This is a genomic window from Pseudomonas graminis (genome assembly GCF_900111735.1).
Classification (GTDB): Bacteria; Pseudomonadota; Gammaproteobacteria; order Pseudomonadales; family Pseudomonadaceae; genus Aquipseudomonas; species Aquipseudomonas graminis.
This window is the reverse complement of sequence record NZ_FOHW01000005.1, coordinates 156567-169153: the sequence shown is the minus strand read 5'-3', so window position 1 is coordinate 169153 and position 12587 is coordinate 156567. Positions and strand designations below refer to the sequence as shown.

Annotated in this window: 12 protein-coding genes; 6 read left to right on the top strand and 6 right to left on the bottom strand. The window is 60.6% G+C overall.

The genetic code is table 11. The features are described from left to right. Positions 1-39 precede the first annotated feature (39 nt). On the bottom strand, positions 40-990 hold the full coding sequence (locus BMY98_RS06195) for a choline sulfate utilization transcriptional regulator (RefSeq protein WP_074886186.1): 951 nt from the start codon (positions 988-990) through the stop codon (positions 40-42). Between the two features lie 114 nt (positions 991-1104). Between BMY98_RS06195 and betC the strand changes: the two genes are divergently transcribed. Both betC and choX read left to right on the top strand, forming a co-directional pair. After that, positions 1105-2610, top strand: a complete 1506-nt coding sequence (betC, locus tag BMY98_RS06190; protein ID WP_074886184.1) for a choline-sulfatase — start codon at positions 1105-1107, stop codon at positions 2608-2610. A 39-nt stretch (positions 2611-2649) separates the two neighbouring features. After that, entirely contained in the window at positions 2650-3576 is a 927-nt protein-coding gene (choX, locus tag BMY98_RS06185; protein ID WP_074886180.1) for a choline ABC transporter substrate-binding protein, read from the top strand. A 94-nt stretch (positions 3577-3670) separates the two neighbouring features. On the opposite strand, the gene aroE is transcribed toward choX, so the two are convergent. Together aroE and hemF are read right to left on the bottom strand one after the other, a co-directional pair. Beyond that, on the bottom strand, positions 3671-4498 hold the full coding sequence (aroE, locus tag BMY98_RS06180) for a shikimate dehydrogenase (protein ID WP_074886177.1): 828 nt from the start codon (positions 4496-4498) through the stop codon (positions 3671-3673). Continuing rightward, entirely contained in the window at positions 4498-5418 is a 921-nt protein-coding gene (gene hemF, locus BMY98_RS06175) for an oxygen-dependent coproporphyrinogen oxidase (RefSeq protein WP_074886175.1), read from the bottom strand. Before hemF ends, aroE begins: the two co-directional genes overlap by 1 nt. A 224-nt stretch (positions 5419-5642) precedes the next feature. On the opposite strand from hemF, the gene BMY98_RS06170 reads away from it, so the two are divergent. Beyond that, entirely contained in the window at positions 5643-6620 is a 978-nt protein-coding gene (locus BMY98_RS06170; protein ID WP_074886172.1) for an NADPH:quinone reductase, read from the top strand. A 28-nt stretch (positions 6621-6648) separates the two neighbouring features. Here the strand turns inward: BMY98_RS06170 and tsaC are convergent, their stop codons facing one another. The 3 genes from tsaC to BMY98_RS06155 all read right to left on the bottom strand — a co-directional run bounded on the left by tsaC (position 6649) and on the right by BMY98_RS06155 (position 9508). Then, complete coding sequence (tsaC, locus tag BMY98_RS06165; protein WP_074886169.1) at positions 6649-7206, bottom strand: L-threonylcarbamoyladenylate synthase type 1 TsaC; 558 nt, start codon at positions 7204-7206, stop codon at positions 6649-6651. A 39-nt stretch (positions 7207-7245) separates the two neighbouring features. Next, on the bottom strand, positions 7246-8358 hold the full coding sequence (dprA, locus tag BMY98_RS06160; protein ID WP_074886166.1) for a DNA-processing protein DprA: 1113 nt from the start codon (positions 8356-8358) through the stop codon (positions 7246-7248). A 124-nt stretch (positions 8359-8482) separates the two neighbouring features. Then, positions 8483-9508 carry a LysM peptidoglycan-binding domain-containing protein gene (locus BMY98_RS06155; RefSeq protein ID WP_074886163.1) on the bottom strand — a complete coding sequence of 342 codons (1026 nt, stop codon included), beginning with the start codon at positions 9506-9508 and terminating at the stop codon, positions 8483-8485. 141 nt (positions 9509-9649) lie between these two features. Here BMY98_RS06155 and def point away from each other — a divergent pair, with 141 nt between their 5' ends. From def to rsmB, 3 genes are all read left to right on the top strand, one after another. Further along, on the top strand, positions 9650-10156 hold the full coding sequence (gene def / locus BMY98_RS06150; RefSeq protein ID WP_074886160.1) for a peptide deformylase: 507 nt from the start codon (positions 9650-9652) through the stop codon (positions 10154-10156). Between the two features lie 132 nt (positions 10157-10288). Beyond that, positions 10289-11248, top strand: coding sequence for a methionyl-tRNA formyltransferase (fmt, locus tag BMY98_RS06145; RefSeq protein WP_074886157.1), 960 nt, complete (start codon positions 10289-10291; stop codon positions 11246-11248). Next, the gene (gene rsmB / locus BMY98_RS06140) at positions 11245-12564 is read left to right on the top strand and encodes a 16S rRNA (cytosine(967)-C(5))-methyltransferase RsmB (protein ID WP_074886155.1); all 1320 of its coding nucleotides are present in this window, start codon (positions 11245-11247) and stop codon (positions 12562-12564) included. The genes fmt and rsmB overlap by 4 nt, the downstream gene beginning before the upstream one ends. Positions 12565-12587: the final 23 nt, after the last annotated feature.

Below are 12587 nucleotides of genomic sequence, written 5' to 3'. Positions count from 1 at the left end.
GCGGGCAAGCGCGCTCCTACACAGTGCTCGTGCCAGTCGCTAAACCGCAATCGACGGCAGCGCCTTGCCCTTCAGCAAATCCCCGCTCAACGCCTGCTCACTTCTTAACCAGTCCACGAACCGTTGCACGATCTGCACCCGGCGCTTGCGTTGCGGCAGGACGATGTAATAACCGTATCCCGAGACAGCGCTGGGTTCGATCGGGCGGCACAGTAAACCCTGCTCCAGCAAATCATCTACCAGATGTCGCCAGCCGATGGCCACGCCCTGGCCGCCAATCGCCGCCTGAATCATCAATGTGTAATTGTCGAACCGCAGCTGCCCCGGCGCGGGTGCCTGGGGAATATTCAGGGCGCGGAACACGCCACCCCAGTCAAACCAGTTGTTGCCGCCTTCACCCCGAAGGTGCAGCAGCGCGAAGTCTTTCAGCGCGTCGGTGGGCAAGGGCAGGTCGCGCCCCTTCACCAACTGCGGACTGCACACCGGGAACACCTCCTCGCTGAACAACCAGTGGCTTTCTCCCTGCTTGAATCGCCCGTCGCCGAACAACACGGCCACATCAATATCCGCACGCAGCATGCTGTGACTACGCTCGCTGGTAACCAGGCTGACGTCGACGTCGGGGTTTTCCTTGTGGAAACGGTGCAGGCGCGGCATCAGCCAATAGGCTGCGAAGGCGAAGTCCGTCGCCACTTGCAGCACCTCGTGCTGATGCTGCTCGGTGATTGCGGTGAGCCCGGCGTCCATCGACTGGAGCCCGGTCTGTACGTGATTGAACAGGATCAGCCCGGCGTCCGTCAGCTCGATGCCGCGGTAGATACGATCAAAGAGCCGCGTCGCCAGTTGCTCCTCCAGCCGCTTGATTTGCTGGCTGATAGCCGGCTGAGTGGTGCCAAGCTCGATGGCGGCAGCGGTAAAACTGCGCAACCGTGCGGCGGCTTCGAAGCCGCGAAGTAAATCCAGCGACATGACACCAAGGGCTTCAAACATAAGCTGTACTTATCCTAGGCATTGCCTCTAATGGGCTTTACCTCGGACGGCATGGGCACCATCCTCGGTCGGAGCACTTTCGCATAAATAATGACTATGGGATGCCACGAATACATGAAGCGCAAAAACATTCTTTTCATCATGGCCGATCAGATGGCCGCGCCCATGTTGCCGATGTACACCTCTTCTCCCATCAAGATGCCCCACTTGAGTCGCCTCGCTGCTGAAGGCGTGGTGTTCGACGCTGCCTACTGCAACAGTCCGCTGTGCGCACCGTCGCGTTTCACGCTGGTCAGCGGTCAGTTGCCGAGCAAGATCGGCGCTTACGACAATGCCGCTGATTTCCCCGCAGACGTGCCGACCTACGCTCACTACCTGCGTCGTCTCGGCTATCGCACGGCGCTGTCCGGCAAGATGCATTTCTGCGGCCCCGATCAATTGCACGGCTACGAAGAGCGCCTGACCAGCGACATCTATCCTGCCGATTACGGTTGGGCCGTGAACTGGGACGAGCCAGATGTGCGCCCGACCTGGTACCACAACATGTCCTCGGTGCTGCAAGCCGGACCTTGCGTACGCACCAATCAGCTCGATTTCGACGAAGAAGTGGTGTTCAAGGCTCAGCAGTATCTGTTCGACCATGTGCGCGAAGACGGCGATCAGCCGTTTTGCATGACGGTGTCGATGACCCATCCCCACGATCCGTACACCATCCCCAAGTCGTACTGGAATCTGTACAGCGACGAAGACATCCCGATGCCCCACTCGCCGTTGGCTCAGTCCGAACTGGACCCTCATTCCCAGCGCCTGCTAAAGGTCTATGACCTGTGGGACAAGCCGCTGCCCGAGCAAAAGATTCGCGATGCACGCCGCGCCTATTTCGGCGCCTGCAGCTACATTGACGACAACGTCGGCAAACTGCTGAAAACCCTTGAGGAAACCGGCCTGGCTGATGACACCATCATCGTGTTCTCCGGCGACCATGGCGACATGCTGGGTGAGCGCGGGCTCTGGTACAAAATGCACTGGTTCGAGATGTCGGCACGTGTGCCACTGCTGGTCTACGCTCCGGGGCAGTTCAAGGCCGGTCGCGTGCAGGCCGCAGTGTCTACCGCCGATCTGTTGCCGACTTTTGTGGCGCTGGCTGAAGGTCAGCTGGACGCCGGTTTGCCGCTTGATGGTCGCTCACTGCTGCCGCACCTGCAGGGCGAGGGCGGTCACGACGAGGTGTTTGGTGAGTACATGGCCGAGGGCACCAACAGTCCGCTGATGATGATTCGTCGCGGCGCGTACAAATTCATTTATTCGGAACGGGACCCATGTCTGCTGTACGACGTGCATAACGATCCGAACGAGCAGGAAGAGCTGAGCCGATCCGAGGCTCATCACGACCTGTTCGCTGCGTTCCTGGCCGAAGCAAAAGCCAAGTGGGACATTCCGGCGATACACCAACAGGTGCTCGCCAGTCAGCGGCGCCGGCGTTTCGTCGCCGAGTCGCTGACCATCGGCAAGCTGAAGAGTTGGGATCACCAGCCGCTGGTCGACGCCAGTCAGCAGTACATGCGCAACCATATCGATCTCGACGATCTGGAGCGCAAGGCCCGTTATCCGCAACCTTGAACCCTGCCAACACTTAGAAAACCAAAAAAGGGGCACACCATGAATAAGCTGTTCACCACGCTGACGGTTGGGGTCTTGAGTTTGAGCAGTGTCGTGGCCTACGCCGCCGACGCCAGTTGCAGCACCGTGCGGATGGCCGATCCGGGCTGGAGCGATATCGCTGCGACCAACGCCACTGCAGGCTTTTTGCTTGATGGCATGGGCTACAAAACCAAGATCGACACCCTGGCGGTGCCGATCGCCTATGGCGGCCTGAAGGACGGGCAACTCGACGTCTTTCTGGGCAACTGGATGCCGGCGCAGCAGGGTTTCTACGACAAGTTCATCGCCACGGGTGATGTGACGCAATACGCGAAAAATCTGGAAGGCACCGAGTTCACCCTCGCCGTCCCTGATTACGTGTATGACGCAGGCGTCCACAACTTCAGCGACCTGAACAAATTCGCCGACAAATTTCACAAGAAGATCTACGGCATCGGCTCGGGCGCTCCGGCCAACGCGTCGATTCAGGAGATCATCAAAAAGAACGAGTTCGATCTGGGCGACTGGAAGCTGGTGGAATCCAGCGAACAGGCGATGCTGGCTGAAGTGCAGCGCAACGTGAAGAAGAAGGAATTCGTGGTGTTCCTTGGCTGGACGCCGCACCCGATGAACGTGCAGATCAAAGGCATGCACTACCTCAAAGGCGGCGAGAAGTACTTCGGCGATACCGGCAGCGTCTACACCGTGACCCGCAAAGGTTACGCCGACGCCTGCCCGAACGTGGCCAAGCTGCTTTCCAACCTGGTGTTCACTCAGGACATGGAAAACTCGATCATGCAGACCGTGGTGGACAAGAAAGTCAGCAACACCGAGGCGGTGAAAGCGTGGTTGAAAGCTAATCCGGCGGTGCTGGACAAATGGCTCGACGGCGTGAAAACCGTTGACGACAAAGATGCGCTGCCAGCGGTGAAAGCCAAGTTGTAAGCGCCGACAAGAAGCATCGCGAGCAAGCTCACGCCTACAGGGCCAATATCAGTCTGTAGGAGTGAGCTTGCTCGCGATGAGGTCGGTACATTCGCTAGATCTGCGCCATCAGCCGTCGCAGTTCCGCCAGCACCGGCGCTGATTCCGGTCGCACGCCACGCCACAGGTGGAACGCCTCGGCGGCCTGCTCGACCAACATCCCCAAACCATCCACTGCTTGCCCGGCATGGTGTTCAGTGGCCCAGCGGCAGAATGCGGTCGGTTCTTTGGCATACATCATGTCGTAGCAGAAGGTCACGCCCGGCTGAATCAGGCTGGGCGAAATGGGAGGTACTTCCCCTGAAAGGCTGGCTGACGTGGCATTGATGATGACGTCTACCGGCTCCTCCAGCCAGTCATAGCCTGCGGGCAGCACCGGGCCGATGTCGGCGAATTCCTGGGCCAGTCGTTCAGCCTTTTCTACCGTGCGATTGGCAACCACCAGCACGTAAGGATCTTCCGCCAGTAAGGGTTCAAGCGCGCCGCGCACCGCACCGCCAGCCCCTAGTACGAGAATGCGTTTGTCCTTGAGCGTGACGCCATGATTGACCTTCAGATCGCGAACCAGGCCTGCGCCGTCGGTGTTGTCGCCCAGCAGGCTGCCATCCGCTTGGAGGACCAAGGTATTGACCGCCCCGGCACGACGGCCTCGCTCGGTCAACTGATCGGCCATCCGGTACGCTTCTTCCTTGAAGGGCACGGTGACGTTGGCACCGCGGCCGGTCTCTAAAAACGCCTTGGCGAAAGCGGTGAAGCCGTCCAGCGGCGCGAGCGAGGTCTGGTAGTCGAGCGCCTGACCGGTCTGCTCGGCGAACAGGCGATGAATCAGCGGGGATTTGCTGTGGCCGATCGGGTTGCCGAAGACAACGTACTGATCAGCCATCACTGGGCCGCCTCAGCCAGCCAGTCGCGATCCTGCAGAAAATACTCGGTCAGGCGTGCTTCTTCACTGCCTGGCTCGGCCTTGAAGTCATAGCCCCAGCGCACTTGCGGCGGCAGCGACATGAGGATCGATTCAGTACGGCCGCCCGATTGCAGCCCGAACAAGGTGCCCCGGTCATACACCAGATTGAATTCAACGTAACGCCCACGGCGGAACTCCTGAAATTCACGCTGGTGCGGCGTGTACGGCGTGTCTTTTCGGCGCTGGACGATGGGCAGATACGCCTCGACGAACGCATCACCGATGGCGCGGATGAACGCGAAACTGGTGTCGAAATCCCACTCGTTGAGGTCATCGAAAAACAGTCCCCCCACACCGCGCGGCTCATTGCGGTGCTTGATATGAAAGTAGCGATCGCACCACGCCTTGTAGCGGGGATAGACGTCAGGGCCGAACGGCGCGCAGGCCTGTTCGGCGACGCGGTGCCAGTGCACGCAGTCTTCCTCGACGCCGTAATAGGGCGTCAGGTCAAAGCCGCCGCCGAACCACCATACCGGTTCTTCACCTTCTTTCTCTGCGATGAAAAACCGTACGTTGGCGTGGGCAGTCGGCACATGGGGGTTATGCGGGTGCATTACCAGTGACACACCGAGCGCTTCGAAACCACGTCCTGCCAGCTCCGGTCGGTGAGCACTGGCGGATGGGGGGAGGCCGGCGCCGAAGACGTGGGAAAAATTGACCCCGCCCTTTTCGAGGATGTGGCCGTTCTCGATAACGCGGGTGCGACCGCCACCGCCCGCAGGCCGTTCCCAGGCGTCTTCGACGAAACGGGCGCTGCCATCTTCGGTTTCCAGCGCGGCGCAAATGCGATCCTGAAGGTCGAGCAAGTAGGCTTTGACGGCATCGGTGCGAAAGGACATGTCGGTACCTGCATAACTGAAACGTGCGTCGGGAGCGGGATTCGACCGGTCTTGGCGTTGATGGCACGCCTCGCTGAGCAAATCCCGTCGGCGAAATTCGGCCCGTAGCATATCACCGGCTTGGCGGATGCCGCAGTTGACGAAGCGACGACGAAGGAGTCCGATAGAGCCCTTTCGCATCGACAGTCATACTCTGCAAGTCCGATCCATGACGGAGAAAGCAAATGGCAAAACGTATCCAGTTCAAGGCTTATGGCGGTCCCGAAGTGCTTGAGTACGTGGACTTCGAACCCCCGGCGCCAGGCCCGAAAGACGTGCTCGTGCGTAACAAGGCGATTGGCGTCAACTTCATCGAGACCTACTTTCGCAGCGGCCTGTACCCGGCGCCTTCGTTCCCATCGGGGTTGGGTAACGAAGGCGCGGGCCTGGTTGAAGCGGTCGGCAGCGAAGTCACTCACGTCAAAGTCGGCGACCGGGTGGTGTACGGCACAGGCCCGCTGGGTGCATACGGGGACGTCCACCTGACGCCGGCCGCGAACATTGCCAAATTGCCTGACGGCATCAGCTTCGAGCAGGGCGCTGCCGTCATGCTCAAGGGCCTGACCGTGCAGTACCTGTTTCGCCAGACCTACGAGATCCGCCCTGAAGAAACCATTTTGTTCCATGCCGCTGCCGGCGGCGTCGGATCGATCGCCTGCCAGTGGGCCAACGCCTTGGGCGTCAAACTGATCGGAACGGTCAGCTCGGCAGAAAAGGCTGCGCACGCCAAGGCGCACGGCGCTTGGGAAGTGATCGATTACAGCAAGGAAGACGTCGTTCAGCGTGTACTGGAATTGACCGATGGCAAGAAGGTCCCGGTGGTCTACGACGGCGTTGGCAAAGACACGTGGGAAACGTCTTTGAATTGCCTGGAGTTGCGAGGCCTGCTGGTCAGCTTCGGCAATGCGTCAGGCGCGGTGACCGGCGTGAACCTGGGGGTCCTCGCTCAGAAAGGCTCGCTCTACGTCACGCGCCCGACATTGGGCTCCTACGCAAACACCCCGGAAGCCTTGCAGGCAATGGCGGATGAAGTGTTTGAAATGGTTGCCACCGGCAAAGTGAAGGTCGACGACATCCAGAAATTCGCCCTCAAGGATGCCGCGAAGGCGCATACCGAACTGTCAGGCCGCAGAACAGTCGGGTCGATCATTCTGGTGCCTTGATCACACCCTGCCAGACGGTGGAAGGGCATTACCCCGCCCTTACCACCTCAGCCGTGACCAGATCCCTGATCACACTCGGATTGCGGCGCCCGCCGAGACTTCCCCCCAGAACCAAGTCCAACTGCTCGTGGAAATACTGCTCAACGCGCAATCGTGAGCGGGCGGCGGGGCGGCCGGTGGGGTTCGCGGAAGTCGACACCAGCGGGCCGGTCAACGCGCACAGCTCCCGGACGATGGGGTGATTGCTGACGCGAAGGGCAACGGTGTCGTGCTTTCCGGTGATCCAGTCCGGCAACAGGCCTTGATGGGGAACCAGCCACGTATTCGGTCCCGGCCAGGTGCTCGCCATGCGATCGATCCACAGCTCAGGGAAATCCTCGAAGAGGAAATCAAACTGACGGATGTTGTCTGCGATCAGGATCAAGCCCTTATCAACAGGCCGCGCCTTGATTGCCAGCAGGCGATAGACCGCCTCCGCATCCCAAGGGTCACAGCCCAACCCCCATACCGCTTCGGTTGGATAGGCAATCACCGCCCCGGCCCGAATTTCTCGTGCGGCTTGCTGCACTTGCCAACTGCTGACCATCGTCTGTTCTCCCAAATTACGCTGGCGGGCAGTTTAACCTCAGCGCGCCCGGGCAAACCATCGCCCGGCTTCACAGGCCACGCTGCTGTCGAGTTCAAGCTCGGTCAGCGCCGCCAGGACTTTTGGCAAAGGCCAACCGCTGTTGTGGGCAAGCGCCTCGCCGGTTTGAGGCGCTGCATGCAAAAGAGCCAGGAGCGGGTGCAGCGAGGTCGACGGCTTATCAACGACGTCAGGACTCGGCGCGACGTTTTTCCAGCCCTGCAGCGCTTCGAGAATGTGGTCGATGGTTTCCACCAGCACTGCCCCCTCACGGATCAGCTGGTGACAACCCCTGGCGCCCGGATGATGGATCGAGCCGGGGATGGCATAGACCTCACGGCCCTGCTCGGCAGCAAGACGTGCGGTGATCAGCGATCCGCTGGCGACGCTGGCCTCGACCACCAGCACGCCCAGTGACAAACCGCTGATGATTCGATTGCGCCGGGGAAAGTTGCTGGCGTGGGGTCCTGCGTCCAGTGGCAGCTCGGAAATCACTGCCCCGCCGTCGGCCACCATGCGTGCTGCAAGTTGGCGATGCCGCTGTGGATAAAGTTTTTCGATGCCCGTGCCCAGCACGCCAATTGTCCCGCCTTTTACGTCCAGAGCACCTTGATGCGCGGCGCCGTCGATGCCCAGCGCCAACCCGCTGGTGATGACAAAACCGGCACCTGCCAGGCTCCGCGCGAACGCTGCAGCGGTGTCGAGTCCAGGCTTGGAAGCGCGTCGACTGCCCACCATTCCCAACTGCGGGCGATCGAGCAAAGCGAGGTTTCCGGCGATGAAAAGCAGGGGCGGCGGATCAGGGATTTCTGCCAGCAACGCGGGGTAGCCAGGGTCGTCCCACATCAGCAAATGCTGGCCCGGGCGCTCTAGCCAAGCCAGTGCAGCGCTGGCACCGTCACGTACTTCGGCGCTGCGACGCGCCTCGGCACTGGCCGCCGGCAGCCGTAAAGATCGCCATGCTGAAGCCGGCGCACTCAATGCGGCAGAGGCGCTGCCGAACGCATCAATGAGGGTGTGGAAACGTTTCGGGCCGACTTCCGGCAGCCGATGCAAACGCAAGCGTGCTTCCAGTTCGGCCGGCGACTGACCGGCCTTTTCGAACAACGGCATGTGATCTTCCTTGATCCGTGGTCCACCTTAATCAATGGACCAACCTGTGGATAAGTCTGTTAACAACAATTTGATAAGTGAAGCATGCCGGTGGAGAAAAGTGATTTACAGCTGATACATAGCATTACGGATTGCGGACTTTGTCCTGCACCGCCAGAGATCGGGTTGCGTGCAGCACCATGGCGTAACTCAGTCGCTCGTACGTGCGAAAGACCATTAGCAGCCCTGAACGCTCGTCGGGAATTTTGACCTGATCACCATTGACCCGATCGCGCACCGTCTCACCGGTCTTGTAGATCGCCAACACGTTACCTTCAGCCAGGCCATCTAGGCGGCCACGATCAATGGTGACCACGTCGAACTCACCGATCTGGGTCACGCCCCGCGGTACGTCGATGATGGTGCCGTCGACGGGTTGCTGAGGCTCACTGGGGACAAAAGTAGAATTGATTCGACGCTCTTCACTGACAAAAAGTCGGTCGCCAAGGCGCACTTCCTGGGTCGAGCGCTGCATTTGCAACGTCGCCACATCACCTTCCGTGGCGATGACTTCGCCGCTGCCGATGTCATCGGCATTGATGCCCAGCACCACGCCGGTGACCGGATCGACGTAGGTCTTGCCCTTGCGATAGATGCCGTACGCCACATGGCTCGGCTCGAACTGTCCGCGTGCATAGATGCGATCACCCGCGCCACTGAGCACCCGCTCGCCAGGGCCTGCCACGACATGAGGCGCGGCTTCGAACTGGCTGGCGTTATCGATGATTCGGTTGTTCAGTAGAAACGCATTGATTGCGCCCAGCGGAATGGTCGGGATCGCCTCGGCAATCGGCGTACTGCGCACACGCGGTGACAGCTTGATGGTCCCCCGGGACGCGCCGCGATTGACCACGATGCGTGGCTGACCATCGACGTAAATCAGGTTAAGCGTATCGCCGGGGTAGATCAGATCAGGGTCGTGAACCTGTGGATTGGCGCGCCAGAGCTGCGGCCACTTCCAAGGCTGGTTAAGAAATTTTCCGGAAATGTCCCAAAGTGTGTCACCGGCGACAACGGTGTAACTCTGTGGATGGCCATCCCTGAGCTGTACTTGCGCCTGGACAAGGCCTGTCGCGGCCAACAGCAGCAGGGCGAGTAGTGATTTCCTCATGCGGTGAATCCCTTTATCATGTTGGCTTCGCGTGAAACGCTGAGTCTTGCGAGACTTGCGGTTTTACTAGGGCTGCAGCTTGTGACGTCCCAAGCCTAGCAGCCGATTTTGACTTTACCCTACAGTGCATCCCTTACGCATATGGCCATTCTAAACATCCTCGAATTTCCCGATTCGCGCCTGCGCACCATCGCCAAGCCGGTGGCCGAAGTGGACGACAGCATTCGCCAGTTGGTCGACGACATGTTTGAAACCATGTACGAAGCACCTGGCATCGGCCTGGCCGCGTCGCAGGTTAACGTACACAAGCGCGTGGTGGTGATGGATCTCTCCGAAGATCGCAGCGAGCCGCGGGTGTTCATCAACCCCGAAATCGAGCCGCTGACCGACGAGATGGACCAGTACCAGGAAGGCTGTCTGTCTGTTCCGGGTTTCTACGAGAACGTGGATCGCCCGCAACGGGTCAAGGTGAAGGCACTGGACCGTGACGGCCAGCCCTATGAATTCATTGCCGAGGGCCTGCTTGCCGTGTGCATCCAGCACGAATGCGACCACCTGAACGGCAAGCTCTTCGTTGATTACCTGTCCAATCTCAAGCGTGACCGTATCAAGAAGAAGCTGGAAAAACTCCACAAGCAAAACGCCTGATCCCGCCATCCTCCTTTCTACCGTAGGAGCCCGCTTGCCCGCGATAGCGACCTTTCCTCTGCCGCATTTGTCGGCTGACACCACGCCATCGCGGGCAAGCGCGTTTCTACAGTCTTAATTCAAGAGAAGCCCATGACTGAGCCACTGCGCATCGTGTTTGCCGGCACCCCGGAATTCGCCGCCGAGCATTTGAAAGCCCTGCTCGACAGTCCCCACGACGTCATTGCGGTGTACACCCAGCCAGATCGCCCGGCCGGTCGTGGTCAGAAGCTGATGCCCAGCCCGGTCAAGCAGCTTGCTCTCCAGCACAATATTCCTGTCATGCAGCCACCGACCTTGCGCGCACCCGAAGCCCAGGCCGAGCTGGCCGCGTTGCAGCCCGACCTGTTGGTTGTGGTCGCCTATGGCCTGATCCTGCCGCAGACCGTGCTGGATATTCCGCGCCTGGGCTGCATCAACAGTCACGCCTCGTTGCTGCCACGCTGGCGCGGTGCTGCGCCGATTCAGCGCGCGGTGCAGGCAGGCGATGCCGAAAGCGGCGTGACGGTCATGCGCATGGAAGCGGGCCTGGACACCGGCCCGATGCTGCTCAAGGTGACGACCCCTATTACGGGCGAAGACACCGGAGGCACGCTGCATGATCGTCTCGCTGAGCTCGGCCCGACTGCGGTGATTCAAGCCATCGCCGGACTGGCTGACGGCACACTGATAGGCGAAGTGCAGGACGACAGTCTCGCCACTTACGCGCACAAGCTGAATAAAGACGAAGCGCGCATCGACTGGAGTCGCCCGGCGGTTGAGTTGGAGCGACTGATACGCGCCTTTAACCCATGGCCGATTTGCCACACCACGCTCAACGGCGAAGCGCTGAAAGTGCTGGCCGCGCAGGTCGTCGACGGGAAGGGCACGCCCGGCAGCATCATCGACGCAAGCAAAGACGGCCTGCTGGTCGCGTGCGGTGACGGCGCACTGCGTCTGATCCGTCTGCAACTGCCAGGCGGCAAACCTCTGGGCTTCGCTGACCTGTTCAACAGCCGCCGCGAGAAATTCGCCGTCGGCACCGTTCTCGGCCAAGCGGTGGATGCGCAATGAACCCGCGTCTGGCCGCAGCCAAGGCGCTGGCTGCCGTACTGAGTGGCAAGGCATCGCTAAACAGCTCTTTGCCCACCCAACTGGACAAGGTTGAAGACCGCGACCGCGGCCTCACTCAGGACCTTGCATTTGGCACCGCGCGTTGGGAGCCAAGGCTGTCCGCGCTGGCGGCCAAGCTGCTGCAGAAACCTTTCAAAACCGCTGATAACGACGTGCAAGCTTTGTTGCTGGTAGGTCTGTATCAACTCTTCTATTCGCGTATCCCCGCTCACGCCGCTATCGGCGAAACAGTAGGCTGCGCCGACAAGCTGAAAAAACCGTGGGCAAAAGCGTTGCTCAATGCTGTGCTGCGTCGAGCCCAACGGGAAGGCGAGGCATTGCTGACGGAGCTGGAACACGATCCAGTGGTGCGCACTGCTCATCCACGCTGGCTGCAAAAAGCGCTGAAAGCCGCCTGGCCCGAGCATTGGGAGGCGATTTGTGCGGCGAACAACGCCCACCCGCCGATGATTTTGCGGGTCAACCGCCGGCACAAAACCCGCGAGCAGTACCTTCAGCTGCTGCTGGACGCAGGCATCGCCGCAACGCCGAGCACGTTCAGCCAGGACGGCATCGTGCTCACTGAACCGGGCGATGTTCGTTCGCTCCCGGGTTTCGCCGATGGCTGGATCAGCGTTCAGGATGAGGCCGCGCAACTGGCCGCCGACTTGCTGGAGTTGGCGCCGGGTCAACGCGTGCTGGATGCCTGTTGCGCGCCCGGAGGCAAGACCTGCCATTTGCTGGAAGTACAACCGGGCCTCGCGGGCGCGGTCGCAGTGGATCTTGAAGCCAAGCGCATGGTGCGGGTCAAAGAGAACCTCGATCGCCTGGGCCTGAGTGCCGAACTCATCGCCGCCGACGCCCGCGCCACCGATCTATGGTGGGACGGCAAACCGTTCCAGCGCATTCTGCTCGACGCGCCTTGCTCGGCGACTGGCGTGATTCGCCGCCACCCCGACATCAAGCTGACCCGTCAGGCCGATGACATTCCTGCCCTCGCCGCGCTGCAGGGCGAATTGCTTGACGCGCTGTGGCCGACGCTGCAGGTCGGCGGGATGTTGCTGTACGCCACGTGCTCGACGCTGCCGACTGAAAACACCGAGGTCATCGCTGCATTCCTGGCGCGTACGTCGGGTGCCCGGGAGCTGGACATTGCCGGTCAGCAAGGCAATCCACCGCCCGGTCTGAAACAGCCCCACGGCCGTCAGTTGCTGGCCCAGGAAGGCGGGCATGACGGGTTTTACTACGCCAAACTGATCAAGATTGCGGCGGCGTGAAGACGATTGCCCGGTATGACTGA

Excerpts from the sequence above, each read along its gene's own strand:
- BMY98_RS06195 (WP_074886186.1), bottom strand. The coding sequence starts at position 990 with ATGTTTGAAGCCCTTGGTGTCATGTCGCTGGATTTACTTCGCGGCTTC.
- betC (WP_074886184.1), top strand. The coding sequence starts at position 1,105 with ATGAAGCGCAAAAACATTCTTTTCATCATGGCCGATCAGATGGCCGCG.
- choX (WP_074886180.1), top strand. The coding sequence starts at position 2,650 with ATGAATAAGCTGTTCACCACGCTGACGGTTGGGGTCTTGAGTTTGAGC.
- aroE (WP_074886177.1), bottom strand. The coding sequence starts at position 4,498 with ATGGCTGATCAGTACGTTGTCTTCGGCAACCCGATCGGCCACAGCAAA.
- hemF (WP_074886175.1), bottom strand. The coding sequence starts at position 5,418 with ATGTCCTTTCGCACCGATGCCGTCAAAGCCTACTTGCTCGACCTTCAG.
- BMY98_RS06170 (WP_074886172.1), top strand. The coding sequence starts at position 5,643 with ATGGCAAAACGTATCCAGTTCAAGGCTTATGGCGGTCCCGAAGTGCTT.
- tsaC (WP_074886169.1), bottom strand. The coding sequence starts at position 7,206 with ATGGTCAGCAGTTGGCAAGTGCAGCAAGCCGCACGAGAAATTCGGGCC.
- dprA (WP_074886166.1), bottom strand. The coding sequence starts at position 8,358 with ATGCCGTTGTTCGAAAAGGCCGGTCAGTCGCCGGCCGAACTGGAAGCA.
- BMY98_RS06155 (WP_074886163.1), bottom strand. The coding sequence starts at position 9,508 with ATGAGGAAATCACTACTCGCCCTGCTGCTGTTGGCCGCGACAGGCCTT.
- def (WP_074886160.1), top strand. The coding sequence starts at position 9,650 with ATGGCCATTCTAAACATCCTCGAATTTCCCGATTCGCGCCTGCGCACC.
- fmt (WP_074886157.1), top strand. The coding sequence starts at position 10,289 with ATGACTGAGCCACTGCGCATCGTGTTTGCCGGCACCCCGGAATTCGCC.
- rsmB (WP_074886155.1), top strand. The coding sequence starts at position 11,245 with ATGAACCCGCGTCTGGCCGCAGCCAAGGCGCTGGCTGCCGTACTGAGT.